This is a genomic window from Paracoccus rhizosphaerae (assembly GCF_026162645.1).
In the GTDB taxonomy this organism is placed as follows: domain Bacteria; phylum Pseudomonadota; class Alphaproteobacteria; order Rhodobacterales; family Rhodobacteraceae; genus Paracoccus; species Paracoccus rhizosphaerae.
Window position 1 is genome coordinate 1 of the sequence record NZ_JAOTBE010000065.1, and the last position, 17,319, is coordinate 17,319.

A 17,319-nucleotide genomic window follows, 5' to 3' on the forward strand; every position below is an offset into this window, starting at 1 on the left:
AGTAGGTCACCGCCAGACCTGGAAAGACACGCAAATCTCTCTCAACGACAACACGATCAGGACAAAATTGGCGCGGGGTAGAGCAGCCCGGTAGCTCGTCAGGCTCATAACCTGAAGGTCGCAGGTTCAAATCCTGCTCCCGCAACCAAACTTTACCGCAAGATATCGAAGGCTTAAGGCCGCCCCCCGGGCGGCTTTTGCGTGTCGCGTCGTGTTGCAAGCCTGTCCCGACCGCTTCCCAAAGATTCCAAAGGCCTACGAGCAGCCCCGATTCCTCCGTGCAACACGGATGCGACACGGGACAGGGTCAATGTTCCGCAGGCGTTCCCACAGTCCCGGGCTAGTGCGCGAGGAGTTGCCCTGACATAATCGCGAGCAAGATAGTTGCTCCGAGTGGTGATATGCCGATTCCAGATTTCCAGACCTTGATGCTGCCCGTCCTTCGCCTTGCCGATGCTGGGGAGATCAAGGTTGCGGATGCCGTGGGTCGGATTGCCGATGAATTTGCCCTCACCGATCAGGAGCGCGAGGAACTGCTGCCCAGTGGCCGCCAGGCGAAGATCGCGAACCGGGTCCACTGGTCGGTCACCTACCTCGTGAAGTCCGGCCTTGTCGAGCGCCCTCGGCGTGGCTACTTCGCGATCACGCCCAAAGGGAAATCGGTCCTGTCGAGCCCGCCAGAGCGGATCGACATCGCATTCCTGTCCCAGTTCGACGGTTTCGACGAGTTCCGAACAAAGGCCAATGAGGATCACCCGGCTGAAGTTGAACCGACGCAGGATCTTGCGGCCGGGACCCCCGAGGAACGGGTGGAGGCGGCATTCGAGGATCTGAACGCCGCGCTACGGGAAGAGCTGCTGGAACGCATCCTGGTGATGCATCCGACCGCGTTCGAGAAGCTGATCGTCGATCTCATGCTGGGGATGGGCTACGGCGCGAATGGATCGGGCGAGCGGCTCGGCCGCACGAGCGACGGCGGGATCGATGGCGTGATCAACGAGGACGTCCTCGGCCTAGACATCATCCACCTCCAGGCCAAGCGCTATGCGACCGGCAACAGCATCGGCGTGGAGAAGATCCGCGAGTTCGCCGGGGCGTTAGACGAGCGCGGTGCCACGAAGGGCGTGTTCGTGACCACCAGCCACTTCGCGCCGGCTGCGATCCAATATGCGCAGCGCAGCCCGAAGCGCCTGATCCTAATCGATGGAGAAGAACTGACCCGGCTGCTGGTGAAATACGGCGTGGCGGTTCGGGGTTACCGCATTCTCGAACTGAAGAAGGTCGACACCGACTACTTCGACGAGGCCGAAGGCTGACCCGGTTCCAGCTGCGCCAGTGCCTGTCGCAGGAGCAGAATGGCATCCGCGACATTGCCGACATGGCCCCAGTGAACATCATCGGGGGAAACGCCGAAATGGTCGGCCGACTGGGCAGCGAGCCTCTCCAGCAAGCCGTCCAACTCGGCCTTCCTGCTGATAAATGCGCTCACCGCCCTTTCGTTCTCAACTTGGCTCATCGGGCCCTCCTCGCGGTGTCGTCGCGAAGCAGCGATCCATAGGTGCGCGGCGAAAGCGAGCAGTTACAGCGGTTTGGCTGATCCTTAGGCCGCCGCCGTCGCGATCCCATCCAGCCGCACGGCGACGCTGGTGACGCCATTCCCGGCGGCCTCGACCGCCACGCCGATGGGGAAGCGTCCCGCCGCCGGGGTGGTGACTTCCTTCGCCGTGTTGTCCCACGCCACGCGCGCACCGACCGTGAGCACCGCGGCGCTGGCCTTCGCCAGCTGGAACACGCCGGTGGTGGAGAGCTCGACCGGGTCGCCCTCGGCCGAGGAGTAGGCGGCGATGCCGAAGATGCTGCCGACGATCAGCGCGTCGCCCGAGGCGATGCCGCCCGCAGGCGCGGTGACGCGGACGATGTGGCCGTTCTGGAGGTAGTTCTTCATCTCAGAGCCCTTTCGAGGATTGGATGCGGACGACCGAGATGCGCTCGGTCGCCCCTGCGATCTGTCGGTTGAGGTCCGCGAGCGCCGCGGCCATCTCGCCGTCGCTCGCGTAGGTGATGCGCTTGCCGTCGTATTCGACGGTGCGGACGCCCCGGTAGCGGGCGGCCATCAGGGCGTCCCGCCAGGCGGTGAGCTGGGCGAGGTCGGCCATGCTCACGCGCCTGCGTTCATGAACCAGCCGCGGTGGTCGATGAACCCGGCCCCGAAATCGAGGATCACCCGGATCTCCACGCCGTCCACGTCCCAGCCCGAGCGGCTCTCGACCTGCGGGCCTTCGGCGCCCGAGAGATAGGCGAACTCCAGCCCGTCGATCTCGCCGGGGTCGGCGGTGACGTACCAGCGAGTCGCGCTGGACAGCCGCGGTTCGACCACCAGCGAGAGCGAGCCGGAGAACGGGTTCACATCGGCCGCCGTCGAGGGCGCGATGCTGGCCAGCCACTTCTCGGCGGTGGTCTCCAGCGCGGGCGGCACCAACAGGTTGCGGGGCGTCACGCGGATCGTCCGATCCTCGATACCCTTCTGGGTGCGGAGCGCCAGCCGGGCCGCCGAAAGCGTCGCATCCGAGATCACCGCCCCGGTGCCCGCCTTGTTGCCGTGATCGGCGTGGAACAGCGTCTTTCCGTCCGACAGGGTCGGCCCGTTGCCGCTGCCCGCCTCGAGGAGCGTCACGAGGATCCGCGCCTCGGTCTCGGCGGCGGCCTGGCCCATGCGCCGGGCGAGGTCGGAGAAAGCGCCGAGATCGTCGTTCACCAGCACCTGCCGGGTGATCCCGATCTTCTTGGCCCAGGTCTCGACCTTGTAGGCCTCGCGCGCCTCGGCCATGGTCCCGGCCTTGATCTCGCCATGCTCGTTGAGCTTCTCCAGGAGCGGCGCCTCGCCCAGCATGATCTTGTTCACCGCCCTGAAGTCCCGCGCCGTGGTCTGCCGGCCGAGGCGGCGGATGCCGGAAGGCGCGGCCTGGTAGGCGTCGCGCAGCACCCGTCCCACCGTGTCCCCGAGGATGATCGGGAAGTCCGAGGTCGTGTGCAGCGCGCGGGTCACGAGGCTCGCAGGCGACAGCGCCATGGTGGACTCGCCGCGCAGGGTCAGCAGCTCCTTCGCCATGTCCACCGGCGTCGAGTAGGCATAGCGCCGCGCGGGCTCGGAGAGCTCGTGGCGCGGGTTGATCCGCGCATAGAGCGCCTCGCCCATCTGCCGGGCGCGGACCACTGGGTCGTCCTGGCTCTCACCCATCTCGACGCGAACCTGCTCGGTGCGGATGCACGGCGCGGATCGCTGCGCCAGCGCCTCGAAGGCCGCGCGGCGGGCGGTGTCGGGATCGGCGCCTCTGTCAATCTGGCCGTCGATCCAGGACTGGTCGAGCCCGGCAATGCGGGCGATGGAGCGGATTTCGGCATTCGCCTCGGCGCGGGTCTCGGTGGTGGGCGCCTTCTCGGCGGCCTCGCGGGTGGTTGTCTGAGTCATCTTTGTCTCCATGCGAATGTGGGCGCCGGGATCGGCGGGTGTCGGCACCAGGGAAATCTCGTGGGGCGTCCAGCGCACGGCGGTCAGCACGCGCGCGCCGTTCTCCGTGGTCTCGGCCCAGTCCTCGACGGAGTAGCCGACCGAGACATGGCGAAGGATGCCTGCCAGCACGTCCTGCCAGACAGGCTCCACCTCGGGCCGGGCCGAGAACTGGATCAGCGCCGTGCCGCGCTTGCCGTCGACGGCGGCGCTGCGGACGGAGCCCAGCACGTCGCGCACGGCCGTCTGGCGATGCGCATCGAGGACGCTGGCGCCTTCGAGGCGCGACAGGTCGACGGCCTCCGGATCGAGGCTCAGCCGCTCGATGTACTGCCCTGCCATGTCGCGGCGGCGCACGGGCGCGCCGGTGGACCAGACCACCTCGACGGTGCGGGCCTCTGCATCAGCGGTGGCGGGCGCCAGCGTGGCGCGGCGGGTGAGCAATTTCAAGATGTCAGCCATCGGCCGCCTCCTTCTGCTGCGGCGCGGATGTCTGGCCGAAGGCGAGCCCCAGCCCGTCTGCGCGCTCGCGGTCGGCGGCAATCTCGGCATCCACCTGCTCGGCGTCGTAGCCGCGCTCGGAGATCGCTTGGGACCGGCTCTTGAGCCCCGCGCCGATCGCCATGATCTCGGCCTGCACGTCCTTCATCGGATCGACGTAATCGAACTTCGGCGGCAGCCATTCGCAGGCGAGATAGGCGTCGGGGTTCCGGTCGAAGTCGCGCGCGGGCAGGTCTCCGGTCAGCACGGCGAGGCGCACGAACCGCTCCCAGACCGGACGGCAGAACAGGTGCACCACCACGTTGTGCTGGAGCTGCTCGACGCGGCGGCGGAACTCGATCAGCCCCGCGCGGATCGAGGAATAGGTCACGCCCTCCAGATCGCCCGAGACCAGCTCGTAGGGCAGCCCCAGCCCGGCCGCGACGGCGCGAAGGTGGTTCTTCACGAAGGGCGCGTAGGCGTCGTGTTCGGTGGGGTTCGAGAAGCGGATGTCGGTGCCGGGCGGCAGCGGGATCAGGCTGCCGGGCTCCATGCCCACGGTCAGCGCGCCGCCCGTGTTCGTGCCCGAGAGTCCGCCCACCGCGCCGTCCGGATCGGTGATGAACTCGGTGAACAGTGCCGCCACCTTGGCCTTCACCAGCGCGGCGTCCTCGAACTGGTCGAGCTCGTGCAGCCGCAGCAGCACCGGCGCGAGCCAGGTGATCCCGCGCAGTTGCCCGGCCGCAAGCGGCTTGAACAGGTGCAGACAACCGGCGGCGGGGACGCGGAGCGGGTCCATGCGGAAAGACCCAAGCGGATCGCCCGGGCGGGAGGACAAGACCCGGTAGGCGACCCGGCGACCGGCAGCATCGAACTCGATGCCCGCGCGGATCCGCGCCCCGCCGCCGATCTCGCGGTGGAGATCCATGGGAACCTGCTCGCGATCCAGAAGCTCGAGGTGGAGGGGGATTGCGGCGGCGTCGCTGGCGACGCGCAGCCGGGCGAAGCTCTCGCCGCTCTCGACCATCGCGCGCACGGCCATGGCCTGCAGCCCGTAGAAATCGGCAAGCCCGTCCGGGGCGGCATGATCGGTCCAGCGCAGCCAGAGCGCCTGCAGCCTCTCGCGCACTGCCCCGTCTGGATGATTGGATTGTGGCTTGATCCCCGCGCCGACAACATTGCCGACGAGGCTGTCCACCGCCGCCGTGACCCACGGGTTGTTCCGCGAGTACCACCCGGCCCGCCGCGCAGCCGTGGTCGCGCCCGCCAGGATTGCCGCGTTCAGCCCGTCGACCGTCCTCGCCCCCTCCCAACGCCGCCCGCCACCCGCAGCGTCGAAGCCGCGAGCGCGCGCGAGGCCGAGTAGGCGATGGAGGAGGGTCCGCATGGACGACAGAATCGCCCGAAACGGAGCCTCAAGCTATTGGGAATGTTTGGGAAATGCCTTTTTTGCTACGAGCCTCCCCGCCACCGTTCTCCAACTGAAGAACCGATGCGAGTGCCTGCGGGCAAATGTGATAGTCTCGGATCTCATTTAGTGGGTTGGGAGGTCATTGCAGAATAATGGTGTAGCATGCGAAGCCACGGTCTGGTCAAAGTCTCTCTACCAAGGTGCCCCAGAAGGCAAAAAAGCTCTCGGTGAGTAAATTGATTGACGAAGAAAAACGGAAAGAAGCTGCAGCTTCTCTGCTGAAGGAGATGGAAGCGACGGCCGCACGCATGCGCGAGCTGATTGTCACGATGCCTGCGCATGATCTGCTCGGCTATATTTATGCTCAGTACATGTTGAAGGCGATGGCAGTCCAAAGCGCCGCCGAAGAGAACGGTGCAGCGGAGGGCCACGACGACCTCATCGGGGATAATCAGTTCTTGCTGGAGTACGTGCATGCCGTGCTGGCGTCGGACGTCGCCCCGGAGGACGTATCCTTTGACGAAGCCCAATGCACTGAGCTCTTTGAGCTGAGCCGTCAACTGCGAGAGCAGGCCATGTTTTTCGCCATGGCTTCATCAGCGGACAAGAAGACCGGAGTGTTCGGCCCAGATACCGCTGATATTGAATTCCGCGCTAAATCGAATTGGGTTCTCTTGCGTGGGAACCGCTACCAGGTCTTGGAGGGAGAGTTCTATAGCTACGTTCTAGCACCTCACAATGATATGCTGACTGAAGTATACGGTATTGGTGCAGCCGACATCGCGGCAGGATTCCAAGGAATGGCAGACTCTGCGCGTTCCGGCCATGCCGATGCCATTACGGACATGAAGAGGCACTTTGATGCGGTGCAGGCTTTTGTGGCATCATTTGATGGGCCTGAAGAAGAGGCTATGGAGGCCTGGCTTGCGGCAAATGGGGAGCAGGCGCAGGCCACAAGGCGGGCGATGGATGATATGCTTCGAGGTGGCATTGCCAATGTGAGCCGTCACACGATGCTGCCGCCGGCGCTCTTAGCGGACTTGGCGTTTCGGCGTGGAGAAGAAACCGATTTCTTCGCTCCGGGTGATTATGCGGGAACGCCTTACCGGACACTGCCTGCTCGGAAGAAACCACTAATTCAGCTAGGGGAAGACTTTTACGCCATCGACCCGTGCTTTGCTCGCGACGCTGGGTATCGCGCGCTTCTCTTCAACCTTCTGAAGCGGAGGCCGGATTACGCGAAGACCTTCAAGGATCGGCAGAAAACGATGAGCGAAGCTGCGTTTGCCGATATTCTCTCAAGCCAGCTTCCGAACGCAGCGCTTTTCCAAGAAGTCTACTATAGGGACCCAGCCACCAAGCAGTGGGCCGAAAATGATACTCTCATCCTCATAGATGACGTATTGTTTCTTGTTGAGGCCAAGGCTGGCGCCGCTGCCACAATCGCGTCGCCAGCGCTTGACTTCGCACGCCATGCGCAGTCGGTGCAGGATTTAGTGATCAAGGCCTACAAGCAGTGTGAACGGTTCTTCAACTATCTTAACTCGGCTGACGAAGTGCCGCTCTATCGCTTGGCAGACGGAAAAAATGAAGAATGCGGCCGTCTCCGCCGCTCCGATTACCGCGTGCTGGTGCCGATTGGGCTAACGGTCGAGTCGTTCTCACCATTTTCCACATACTGCAAGGAACTCGCAGAGATTACGCCGCTCCTTGGAAAGCATCCCTTCGTTTCACTATCCATTGATGACCTATTTGTCCTCAAGCGATTTTTGCCGACCCCCGGCGAGTTTGCTCACTACATGGAGGTGCGACAGGCCGTGGCGGGGATGCGGCGGGCTCATCTGTTTGACGAGTTCGACCATCTCGGCGCGTACCTGAAGAAGAACCGCTTCGATCTGGACATTGCCGATCAGCTGCGTGGCGGCAACGCGACCATGGTCATCTGGGACGGCATGAGCGATATCGTCGACAGGTGCTTCGAAGGTGAAGACTGGGAAAGCAGTCCGTTTCCGACGCAGGCATTCCCGGACGAGGTGCTGAGACTGCTCGGGGCGCTCAACGCCACCCGAGCACGTGGGTGGCTTTCAGCGGAGAGCCGCATCCGCAACCTTGGAGAGGAAGGCCGGAGTAATCTGGCCAAGATGCTGTCCGACCTTCGCCAAACCTTGAGCCTGCATCCGACTCGTTACTTTATGCTATCTGGGGATGATGAGCCGCTCTTCATCTGGCTTCAGCGGCACGACCAAGAAATTTTTTGGGCTGGGGTGAACGACAAGGCCAGTGCGGCCGCCTTGGTCGCCAAAGTGCCTGACGTCATCGGCGTCTTGGTGGAAGTTAACTCGGATGGAGCATTCCGCGCGGCTCGGCCTTTCCCGGTCCGCATACCAACGACCAGAACATCAGCAAACGATCACATTTACGAAGACGCGACGCGCATGTCCCAACGTACGCGGGTCTTGAATTCGAACCAGCCAAATAAGCCTGTCCCAGCTGCCAAGGCCAGAAAGCCGGGGCGGAACGATCCGTGCCCCTGCGGCAGTGGTCTAAAATACAAGAAGTGTCATGGCCGTTGATCTACGCCATCCACGTTGAGCGGATCACCTCATTCGACTTGCTCAACGAAGTCATCGCCGGGCCGACCCCCTGCACCTCCTCGTTCAGCCTGAGCCCCATGCTGATCAGGCCGTGCAGGGCGGCGTGGGCGTAGACGAAGGTGTCGAGGGCTTCGTTGCGCTCGCCGTCGCGTTTGGGCTGCCAGGAGCGGATGGGGCGTCCGCGCTCGAAGCGGGTGACGACGCGTTCGGCGGTCAGCTGGCGGAAGTAGTCGGCGTCGAGACGGCGGGGGAAGTGAATGGCGCCGGGGCCGGGTTCGGTCAGTTTCAGGCGGGCGAAGACGGCATCCTTCACGGCATCCACCCCGACGATGAAGAGCGGAATCTTGCCCTTGTTGGTCCGCGTCGGTCGGCGCGGCCAGACGGGAATGCCGGGCCCGCCGCGGCCCTTGATCGCCCAGATGCGGCGGGCGAGGCGGGTGCGGCAGAACTCGTAGGCCATTTTGGTGTGGTGGCCGCCGGTGTCGATGGCCGCGGCGCGCACCGGCAGGTCGAGCCCCGCGGGATGCGGGAAGGTCGCCTGCAGCACCATGTCGAGGTCGGACCAGAGGCGCGGCCCGGACGGGTCGCCCCAGAGCACGCGGTAGTCGATCACCCACGCTTCCTCGTCGCGGCCCCAGCCGAGGATCTGCACCTCGATCCGGTCGCCCTGCACGTCAACGCCTGCGGTCAGCACGGCGACGGGGGTGGGCAGGGCGTCGCCCCAGTCCTCGCGGCGCGCCATGAGCGGGTCGGCCGGAACGGTGTCGCCCGCCTGGTCCTCCCAGGACTCGCCCAGCTTGGTGTTGACCCAGACCTGCAGGCGGGGCGGGTCTTTTCGCACCCGGCCATGCTCGGCGGCGATTTCGGCCCATGTCTCCCACGGGGAATAGAGCGCGGAGAGGTGGAAGCCTGCGGTGCGGCCGTCTCCTTCGGCGGTCGGACGCCACTCGCCCGCGGCCAGAAGCCGGGGCTTCTCGTGCTCGTGGTGGATGCCGCCGCAGGCCTCGCAGACCAGATGCGCCTGCTCGCGCCGCCCCTCGGGCCAGCGGATGCGCGCCCAGGTGATCGGGGCCATGTCGCCGCAATGCAGGCAGGGGACGTGGTAGAAACGCCGGTCGCTGTGCTCGAAGGCCGCCTCGATGCGGGAATGGCCCTTCAGCGTGGGCGTCGAGACCATGTAGATCTTGCGCCGCCCGCGGAAGGTGGCGGTGCGCTGGATCGCCAGATCGACCGGATCGCCCTCGCCATCGGCGTCGCCGGGATAGCCGTCCACCTCGTCCAGGAACAGGTAGCGGACGGGCGTGGAGCGCAGGCCCACCGCGCTGTTCGCTCCTGTCATCACCAGCTGGCCGCCGGGGAAGGACTTGCGGAACAGGCTGTTGCCCGCGTCGCGGGAGCGGGGCGCGGCGACCAGTTCGCGTAGCGCGGGCGTCGCTTCGATCAGCGGGTCGATCCGGACGGTGGTGTTCCGGCGCACCATGTCGAGCGAGGGCATGACCAGCATGGCGATGCCGGGCGCGTTCTGGATAATGTAGCCGAGCCAGTTCAGCCCCGCCTCGGACCCGCCGGTCTGCGCCCCCTTCATCAGCACGACGCGCTCGTAAGGGCTCGCCGTCGAGAGCGCGTCCATCACGGCGCGCAGATAGGGCGTGCGGTCGGTGCGCCAGCGACCGGGCTCGGCCGAGGTTGGCGGCAGGATGCGGTGGCGGTCGGCCCAGTCCGACACGGGGATCGGCGGTTCGGGGCGGATGCCGCGCCGCCAGGCGAGGTCGATGTCAGGCACCATCACCGAAGCTCCCCAACGGCAGGTCGGCCAGATGTTCGAGATGCTCGCGCATCATCCGGTCGAGGGCTGCGAATGTGGCGCGAGGATCGGCGCCGAGTTCGGCAGCCAGCAGGGGCGCGGTGCGCTGGACCCACGCGAGATGCGCGTCGCGTTCGGCACGGGCGCGCGCAAACACGGTCCTGGTGGCGGCGGCGGTCTCGACCAGTTGGCCCTGTTCGCGCTCGAACGCCAGCTTGGCGCGCTGGACCTTCACGATTTCATGCAGCCGCTTGGCCTCGGCCAGCGTTGTGGCGGCGCGGGTCGGGCTGACCGCGCCACCCTTGTTGCGTCTGGCGGGGTCGAGGTTGTCCTCGATCCACGCGAGCCCCACCGCCACGTCGATCCGCCCGTCCGCGCGCACCGGCAGCCCTTCGGCCACCAGTTGCGAGATGCGGCCTTTGGTCAGGCCGACGCGGGCGGCAAAAGCGGTCTTGGTCTCGTGGCTGTCGAGTTTAGTCATTTCCGCCCCCTGACGCTGGCGGGCGTATGCGCTGCGGGTCCCCACATACGGATCGGCCCGGGAGGAACCGCCCGGCGGCCCGCGATCCGGCGTTCCCGGCCGCTAACGACGGTTCTGAAGTTGTCACGGGGCGTGCCGGGCCGTCCCGCCGGTTGACGATCTGTCTGGTGGGGGTGGTGGAGATTGGTGGGGTGATCCGGCCCGCCCTTGTAAACTGTCATGTCATGCGTGGTGGTGTGATGCATGGCGTCCCATGTCGCGACGTGACACGTCGCTGACACTTTGGGCGACAAACACAGATTTGGACCGGGACAAGTCCACCAAACCCACCAAACCCACCAGACGGATCGAGAATGAGCGTCACGCATCGGCATGGCTCCGGAGAACTTCAGAACGGTTGTTGATCGGCGCGGACCCGGTTTCCGCGACCTCCAGCTGCCACCGCGCGCGCCCTGCCGATACGCCTGCGGAGACCAGGCGCAGTCCGTTCACGATGCGGTTCTGCTGCCCGCCGATCCACTTGCCGAGCCGCCCGCCGTTGATCGCCCCGCCTTCGCCCGCCACGCGCAGCAGGGCCTCGCGGAACTCGGGGTGGATGAACTCCGACCGGCCGTAGAGCTGCTGACGCTGTACCGTGGCGCGCTCGATGATCTCGCGGACGCTGACCTTGTCCATGCCGATCACCTCGCGCCATTGCTCCAGCACGGTGGTCAGCGCTTCCAGCTTCGGGTCGGCCCCGCGCATGCCCTCCATCGTGTCGCAGGGGTCGGCCTCGCCCAGCCAGATCAGCGCGTCGCGCACCCAGCGCGACCAGTCGGTGAAGGAGCCGAGCGGCGCGAGCATCTCGGGCCGACCGGCGATGTGGTAGGCGCGCAGGACCGTCAGCCCGGCCGTGACGTAATCGCCGCGCTGCGCCGTAACCACGGCGAGGGGATCGCGGTCGAAGGCGCGCAACTCGGGTCGCTCGACGCCCGCGTCCAGCATCGCCCGGATGGCGCGGCGGGTCATGTCGCCCTCAAGGGTCAGGTTGTTGCCGGTGGCGAAGACGGCGGCGTTGCTCGGCACCTCGGCGTTGACGGACTTGCCGAGGATGCGGACCTTGAGGCTGGTCTGGGTGAGGGTCTGGCACAGGAGCTCGCCGCCCAGCGGTTCCTCGCAGTTGTCGATGGCGATCAGCACGTCGCCCGCGATCAGCGCCGCGCCCAGCCGCTTTTCCATCTCCTCCTCGGACTTGCCCTGCGCGATCACCGGCGCGGGGCGGGCGGTGGCGATCTGGCTCGCCAGGTCGACCAGCATGGATTTGCCCGTCCCGGCCGTCGGCGCGTTGAACCCGTGGAGCGGCGCCGTGGGCAGCGAGCGGCGCACCAGCGCGGTGAGGATCCCGGAGAGCGCGACCGAGCGGTCCGCGTCGGTTACAAACGGGAAGGTCGCGATCAGATCCTTGAGGAAGCCGAGCGCGCGCAGTGCGGTCGCTCGGTCGGGATCGCGCGGCAGCGCCGGGAAGCGGACGTCCTGCGGGTCGAACAACAGGCCGGTCTGCGGATCATAGCCGGGCAGATCGAGGATCGAGCCGTCAGGTCGCAGCGTCGGGCAGTTGATGATGCCGGTCAGCACCGGCAGGCGCCACTGGCCCTCGCGCGCCAGAAAGGTCTCCGCGATCCGATGGGGGCAATCGGAATTCACCCATTTCTCGGCGCGCTTGTCGAACCGCTTGAAGGAGGCGACGCGGGTGAAGGCCTCGGCCATGTGATGCGCCTTGACGTCCACGAGCCGCGGCGCGTCGATCTTGCGGCCGTCCGAGATTGCCACCGGCACCATCGCCGGGCGCACCACCATGCTGCCACGCTGATAGTAGCCCAGCTCTGCGTGCAGCAGCGCCCCCTCTGCCATGTCGATGATCGTGGGCATCTGTCCTGCAAAAAGATAGATGATCGGCCGCCCGGCATCGTCGTGCGTGGGCAACTCGTCGTTGTCACGCGCGCCGTCGTGCTCGACTTGCTCACCGGCGCGCACGCGGTGCGGTTTCGCGGCCCGCCAGCCGTTCTGCCGCGCCAGCCAGAACAGCGTGCCGACCGTGACGCTGCGCACGCTGGCCAAGCTGTCCCATTTCTCGGCGGTGACGGCGGGATCGTTCTTGGCCGCCTCGGCCGACCAAGTCTCCCACAGGTCGCGGCCATCGGGACCGAGCGCGGCGTAAAGGGCGAGGCCGACCTTGATCCACTCGTCATAGGGAAGGTCGTTGTTCGGGATGCAGGCGAACGCCTCCTCGACCAGCTGGCGCGATGGGGTCTGGTTCCGCTTGAGCCCCGCGACCTTGCGCCCCTCGCGGTCGATGTCCCGGCGATCGGCGGCGGTCTGGCCGCCCGCGGCGCGTAGATAGCGGTCGGCGGCATCGACAAAGCGGCGCGCGCGGTCCTGGTCGAGCAGGGGCAGGTCCGACATCGGTACATCAAGGGGAGAAGCTTCCGGCCAGACATAGGGTGCGCGGGTGTCGGGGTGGACGCCAAACCCCACGAACTGCTGGCCGGTCGCAAGGATCTCGATACGCGCTACCGTGCCGTCGAGCATCTGGAATTCCGGTGTCTGGACCTTGTCGAACGCCGCCTCCGTGCGGAAGGCGAGCAGGCATTTCGGGGCCTTGCCGATGCGCAGGAGCGGTGTGGGGCCGAGGATGTCGAGAGCCATTTCGCACAGTCGTTGCGCGTGATCCGGATCGAGGACGTCGATGTCGACGCCGATCAGCGCGCCGCAGAGCAGCCCGGTGTTCGTGCAGTTGCGCTGCGCCTTCGTCCAGCGTGTGATCTCGGCCTCGTCGGCGCTGGCGCAGACCGTCTCCCAGCCCTTCATCATCGGCCGCTTGCCTGCGCCCTTCATGGCGACATGCGCGCCCAGCACCGGGATCGGGCGATAGCCGTTGCGATGCAGCCGCAGGCGCAGTTCGGTCGGATCCTCTGGCGCAGCCGGGGTGCTGGACGTCGCATCCACAGTGTCGGCGCAAGACGTGTCGATGGTCAGGGGGATGGGCTCGTCCATGGTCACTCCTCGAGCTCCCATCCTGCAAAATCGTCCTGCGCGCGTTCCTCCTCTGTGGTGAGGCATCCCGAGAAGTGCGTTGCCCCTGCGTAGATGTGGCGGGTCAGACGCCGCGGATCTCGCCGCAGCGGCCGGGTGATGTGCAGATGGCAGTCCATCTCCGAGCGCAGGCGATCCACCGCGGCAATCGTCTCGCGTGCAATACGGCTGGTCTCGCTGTCGGGCGGGGCGGCGGCCAGAAGGCCCATGACCGCCCCGCGGCAACCCCGCAGCTTCTCGCCCAGCACGACGTGATCCCAGGGCAGGAACCGGTATAGTGGGTCCATCATCGCGCGGCCTCCTGCTGCTCGATCCAGTCGAGAAGCCGCGATTTGCGTGCGCAGATCACGTTGCCCATCCGGAAGGTGGGCATCCGCACCTTGGCCTCGCCCGCATAGTAGTAGACCTTCCGGCGCGCCTTCGCGTCGCCGAAGACGAAGATCGCGATGGCGTCCGCGCCGCGCAGCAGATCGTCGGCCAGCGTCGGGCAAACCTCTCCCGTGGCGGGTCCAGCCCGCAATTGCTCCTGCATGATGTCCTCCGAAGTTTCTGGTGGGGGTCAGGCGACGCCGAGGGAGGCCTGCACCCGGTGTTCGAGTTGCTCGAGGTTCACCACCGCGAAGGCGCGAACCTTCGGATCGGCGGCGATGCTGGCGATCTCGGCGGTCGGGACGATGCTGCCCGAGGTGATGTCGATCTCGCCCGCGATGTCGGGGTTGGCCTCGGTGGCGCCGACCTGCCGGAAGACCGTGCTGATCACGAACAGCGCCCCACGCCCGTCGCGGAACCGCAGCTGCGCCGTGTGCATCGAGACGACCGCAGGCGAGAGCCCGAGGCGGCTGAACTCGGCAACCGCGCCGAGAACGATGGCATCCTCGTAGGTGAACTTCCGAGCCTTGCCGGACTCGACCGGGTTTTCTGGCTTGAAGTGGCCGCGCGAGATCCACGCCTCGACCTGGTAGCGGGTCAGCTGCGCTGCGTCCGCGAGCTGCTGGATGGTGAATTCCTGGTTCATGGCGATAACCTTTGACAGTATGTCTGAACTATGGATAGATGACCTCAGACACACTGTCAATGGTATTCGTTCGCCTCGGAAATTCGGGCCTTGCCTGTCCCGCGAACCTGAGCGTGATGAAGCGTTGGAGGACGCGCATGGCCACGATCCGGAAGAGAACATTGCCGTCGGGCCTGGTTCGCTGGCAGGTGGATTTCACCGACCAGGCCGGGAAGCGCCGCTCGAAGCTGTTCCCGCGCCGGAAGGATGCCGACGTCTATCTGGTAAAGGTCCGCTCGCTGGTCGCCAACCACACCTATCTGGCCGACAGCGAGAGCATCACGGTGGCCGAGGCCGCCAAGGCGTGGCTCGACCACTGCGAGGTGCGGTGCAAGACGGGGCGGCGGATGGAACGGTCGACGCTGCGCGGCTACAGCGACTATGTGCGGCTGCACATCAAGGATCCCGAGGTGGGGCTCGGAGACAAGCTGATCGCCCAACTGACCCGCCGCCATGTCAACGAGTTCCGCGACCGGCTGCTGCTGAACGGGCGCTCCGAGCATCTGACCCGCCGCGCCATCTCGGTGCTGAAGCTGATCCTCGACCACGCCATCGACAACGGCCAGCTGTTCACCAACGCCGCCCACGGCGTCCGCATCATCAAGTCGAGCCGGATCGACCACAAGGCGCCAGTCCCGTCGAAGGAGGCGATCCGCGCGCTGATCGAGGCGGCGGACGAGGACTTCAAGCCGCATCTGATCGTTTCGGCCCTCGGCGGCCTGCGCGCGTCCGAACTGCGGGGACTGCGCTGGCAGGACGTGGATTTCGAGAAGGGCTTCATCCACATCCGCCAGCGCGCGGACGCCTACAACCAGTTGGGCGAGCCGAAATCGCGCGCGGGCTATCGCGACATCCCCGCCGGGCCGATGGTGCTGAACGCCCTGCGCCGCTGGAAGCTGCGCTGCCCGAAAAGCAACCTCGGGCTGGTGTTCCCCGCGCCGCGCGGCGGCATCCTCCAGCACACCAACACGCAGGCGCGCTTCCGCAAGCTGCAGGAAAAGGTCGAGGTGACGATGCGCTGGCACGACCTGCGCCACTTCGCCGTGTCGCTGTGGATCGAGCAGGGCTTCTCGATCAAGGAGATCATGACCTTCGCGGGCCATTCCTCGATCCAGATGACCATGGAGCGCTACGGCCACCTGTTCCCGTCGCCCGACCACCAGAAGGCAATGGCGATGGTCGAGGCGAAGCTGCTAGGCTGATCCAAAACAGGTCCTGAGGGATAGTGGAGGTGCCGGAGATGGAACAAAAGGCAGATTTCTATTTGGAAGTTGGAGCGATACAGAGACTATCTGCTCAATTAAATGATCTTGACAAACCAGATCGTGATTTCAAGCTGTCCAACTGCCTTGCAGTAGCGAATTTTATTCTCAACGTGATCAAATATCGGTATCTTGAGAGAAACCCTCCCTCCCTGAGATCAAGGCTAGATTCAACTCGTTTGAATGCCGACCTTCAGAATCGATTCTTTATTGAGTTTTCGTTCCTTAAGCCCGATGGGATTGAGAAAAGGCTAGACGACCCAACGCTATACCAAGTTTTGAATTGGTCAAGAAACCGGATAACTCACTATCGAAACGACTTGCCTGACAATACTCCGCCGCCGTGGCCTCGGGGCATACAGATACAAGGTCGAGGGCGGGGCGGCATTCGGACATTCACGATGAGCGGTCCGACAAGTATGGGCAAAAACCCAATAATATCAGCGCGAACGGATCGGCGGATGTTCACAGCGTTGGTTCAGTTCCTTGTTTCTGAATACATAGCTGCCTTGCACGACGCTGGTATGGACACCTCCGTGTCACGAACCGTTTCCCGCACGGAATCGGCTGAGATCGGTTCCTAGGAGATCCAACTGAATGACAGGCGCACTATTGACAGGTGTCATTTTGGCATGATACCCATGACACATGTCACATGTGGAGGGTATCATGCAGCTACGCGGCGTTCCTGATCTGAAGGGGCTGGAGTACCAGCCGCAGAACTTCCGTGACCTGTACGAGACCGAGCTCGGGCAGGAGATCTGGAGCTTCATGAAACGACCGGAGAACGTCGTGAGGATGGAGACAGCAACGTTCCTGGAGCGCGCGGCGGTGGAGCCGCTGGCGCCGGGCCTCCTCACGGAGTTCGGGCCCGATGTCGGTGAGGACCGGATCAAGCAGATGATCGGCCACATGGCCCGCCAGATCATGGAAGCGATTGGCTACGAGATTGAACGTCCAGGGTTGCGGATCACTCGCGAAAGCCTGTTCTCCAGCGCCGCTCGCTACCGAAAGCCCGGTGAGGATCGCGACCGGTCAATGAAAATCACGCGAGAGCAGCGCGAAGCATGGAAAGAGAAAACCGCGTCCAGTCCGTTCAATCGGTGGCTGGATCGGAAGGTCAAGCAGCCCGGAGGCAGCCTCGACCTTGACCAGCTGTACGCAGTGGCCCGGCAGTATGGGATCGAGAAGCGATACGATCATCTCAACCCCGGCCAGCAGCGCATGACCATCGGTATCATGCTGCGGAAGGCGGTACCGGAAGCCGACTATGCCGACGCGTGATCGGATTCCCGTTTACTCCCAACGGTTTGCGGCTGTTCCGTGCGACACGACGCCGACGTTTGGCGCCCAAAACCCTCCTAACCTGCGGAAATAACGAAGGTATTCCGGACGCGGGGGTAGCCCTCATAACCTGAAGGCCGCAGGTTCAAATCCTGCCCCCGCAACCAACACTAATTCGCCAACAACATCAGCAGCTTCATGGTTGCCTGCATCACGCCCCGCTATCCGCGGGGCTTTTGGCGTTCCGGTGAGAACGGCGGTGAGAAACTAGGCCACGGAAGCGGCGGCATGGAGCTGCTGCGGGCGGCGTAAAAGTCGTCCACCCTTTCCCTTTCTGCGGCAGCAGGGAGGGCGCGAGGATTTTCAGCG

The 17,319-nt window shown here is 65.1% G+C and carries 15 protein-coding genes and 1 tRNA gene; 5 read left to right on the forward strand and 11 right to left on the reverse strand.

Going from position 1 to position 17,319, the window contains the following annotated elements; genetic code table 11:
* The first annotated feature begins 71 nt into the window (after positions 1–71).
* Together OC184_RS16420 and OC184_RS16425 are read left to right on the forward strand one after the other, a co-directional pair.
* A tRNA-Met gene (locus OC184_RS16420) sits at positions 72–148 on the forward strand.
* Between the two features lie 253 nt (positions 149–401).
* The gene (locus OC184_RS16425; RefSeq protein WP_265508249.1) at positions 402–1,316 is read left to right on the forward strand and encodes a restriction endonuclease; all 915 of its coding nucleotides are present in this window, start codon (positions 402–404) and stop codon (positions 1,314–1,316) included.
* On the opposite strand, the gene OC184_RS16430 is transcribed toward OC184_RS16425, so the two are convergent.
* The 5 genes from OC184_RS16430 to OC184_RS16450 form a co-directional block, all read right to left on the reverse strand.
* Positions 1,292–1,516: a hypothetical protein gene (locus OC184_RS16430; RefSeq protein ID WP_265508250.1), complete on the reverse strand. Its 225-nt coding sequence runs from the start codon at positions 1,514–1,516 to the stop codon at positions 1,292–1,294. The two genes, OC184_RS16425 and OC184_RS16430, sit on opposite strands and share 25 nt — an antisense overlap.
* An 84-nt stretch (positions 1,517–1,600) precedes the next feature.
* Positions 1,601–1,945 (reverse strand): DUF2190 family protein, encoded by a 345-nt coding sequence (locus tag OC184_RS16435; protein ID WP_265508251.1) that lies wholly within the window; start codon positions 1,943–1,945, stop codon positions 1,601–1,603.
* Between the two features lies 1 nt (position 1,946).
* Positions 1,947–2,156 (reverse strand): phage head-tail joining protein, encoded by a 210-nt coding sequence (locus tag OC184_RS16440; protein ID WP_147427923.1) that lies wholly within the window; start codon positions 2,154–2,156, stop codon positions 1,947–1,949.
* 2 nt (positions 2,157–2,158) lie between these two features.
* On the reverse strand, positions 2,159–3,970 hold the full coding sequence (locus tag OC184_RS16445; RefSeq protein WP_265508252.1) for a prohead protease/major capsid protein fusion protein: 1,812 nt from the start codon (positions 3,968–3,970) through the stop codon (positions 2,159–2,161).
* Positions 3,963–5,375, reverse strand: coding sequence for a phage portal protein (locus tag OC184_RS16450; RefSeq protein ID WP_265508253.1), 1,413 nt, complete (start codon positions 5,373–5,375; stop codon positions 3,963–3,965). Before OC184_RS16450 ends, OC184_RS16445 begins: the two co-directional genes overlap by 8 nt.
* A 251-nt stretch (positions 5,376–5,626) precedes the next feature.
* Between OC184_RS16450 and OC184_RS16455 the strand changes: the two genes are divergently transcribed.
* Complete coding sequence (locus OC184_RS16455; RefSeq protein ID WP_265508254.1) at positions 5,627–7,972, forward strand: YecA family protein; 2,346 nt, start codon at positions 5,627–5,629, stop codon at positions 7,970–7,972.
* Position 7,973: 1 nt separating this feature from the next.
* Here the strand turns inward: OC184_RS16455 and OC184_RS16460 are convergent, their stop codons facing one another.
* From OC184_RS16460 to OC184_RS16485, 6 genes are all read right to left on the reverse strand, one after another.
* Positions 7,974–9,779, reverse strand: coding sequence for a phage terminase large subunit family protein (locus tag OC184_RS16460; protein WP_265508255.1), 1,806 nt, complete (start codon positions 9,777–9,779; stop codon positions 7,974–7,976).
* Positions 9,769–10,278 (reverse strand): hypothetical protein, encoded by a 510-nt coding sequence (locus OC184_RS16465; RefSeq protein WP_265508256.1) that lies wholly within the window; start codon positions 10,276–10,278, stop codon positions 9,769–9,771. The genes OC184_RS16460 and OC184_RS16465 overlap by 11 nt, the downstream gene beginning before the upstream one ends.
* Before the next feature lie 360 nt (positions 10,279–10,638).
* Positions 10,639–13,152, reverse strand: coding sequence for a PriCT-2 domain-containing protein (locus OC184_RS16470; RefSeq protein WP_265508257.1), 2,514 nt, complete (start codon positions 13,150–13,152; stop codon positions 10,639–10,641).
* Between the two features lie 161 nt (positions 13,153–13,313).
* Positions 13,314–13,640 carry a hypothetical protein gene (locus tag OC184_RS16475; protein WP_265508258.1) on the reverse strand — a complete coding sequence of 109 codons (327 nt, stop codon included), beginning with the start codon at positions 13,638–13,640 and terminating at the stop codon, positions 13,314–13,316.
* Complete coding sequence (locus tag OC184_RS16480; protein ID WP_265508259.1) at positions 13,637–13,882, reverse strand: hypothetical protein; 246 nt, start codon at positions 13,880–13,882, stop codon at positions 13,637–13,639. The genes OC184_RS16475 and OC184_RS16480 overlap by 4 nt, the downstream gene beginning before the upstream one ends.
* 27 nt (positions 13,883–13,909) lie before the next feature.
* Positions 13,910–14,365, reverse strand: a complete 456-nt coding sequence (locus OC184_RS16485; RefSeq protein ID WP_265508260.1) for a MerR family transcriptional regulator — start codon at positions 14,363–14,365, stop codon at positions 13,910–13,912.
* Positions 14,366–14,502: 137 nt separating this feature from the next.
* On the opposite strand from OC184_RS16485, the gene OC184_RS16490 reads away from it, so the two are divergent.
* Both OC184_RS16490 and OC184_RS16495 read left to right on the forward strand, forming a co-directional pair.
* On the forward strand, positions 14,503–15,606 hold the full coding sequence (locus tag OC184_RS16490) for a site-specific integrase (protein WP_265508261.1): 1,104 nt from the start codon (positions 14,503–14,505) through the stop codon (positions 15,604–15,606).
* Between the two features lie 729 nt (positions 15,607–16,335).
* Positions 16,336–16,950 carry a hypothetical protein gene (locus tag OC184_RS16495; protein WP_265508262.1) on the forward strand — a complete coding sequence of 205 codons (615 nt, stop codon included), beginning with the start codon at positions 16,336–16,338 and terminating at the stop codon, positions 16,948–16,950.
* Positions 16,951–17,319 lie beyond the last annotated feature (369 nt).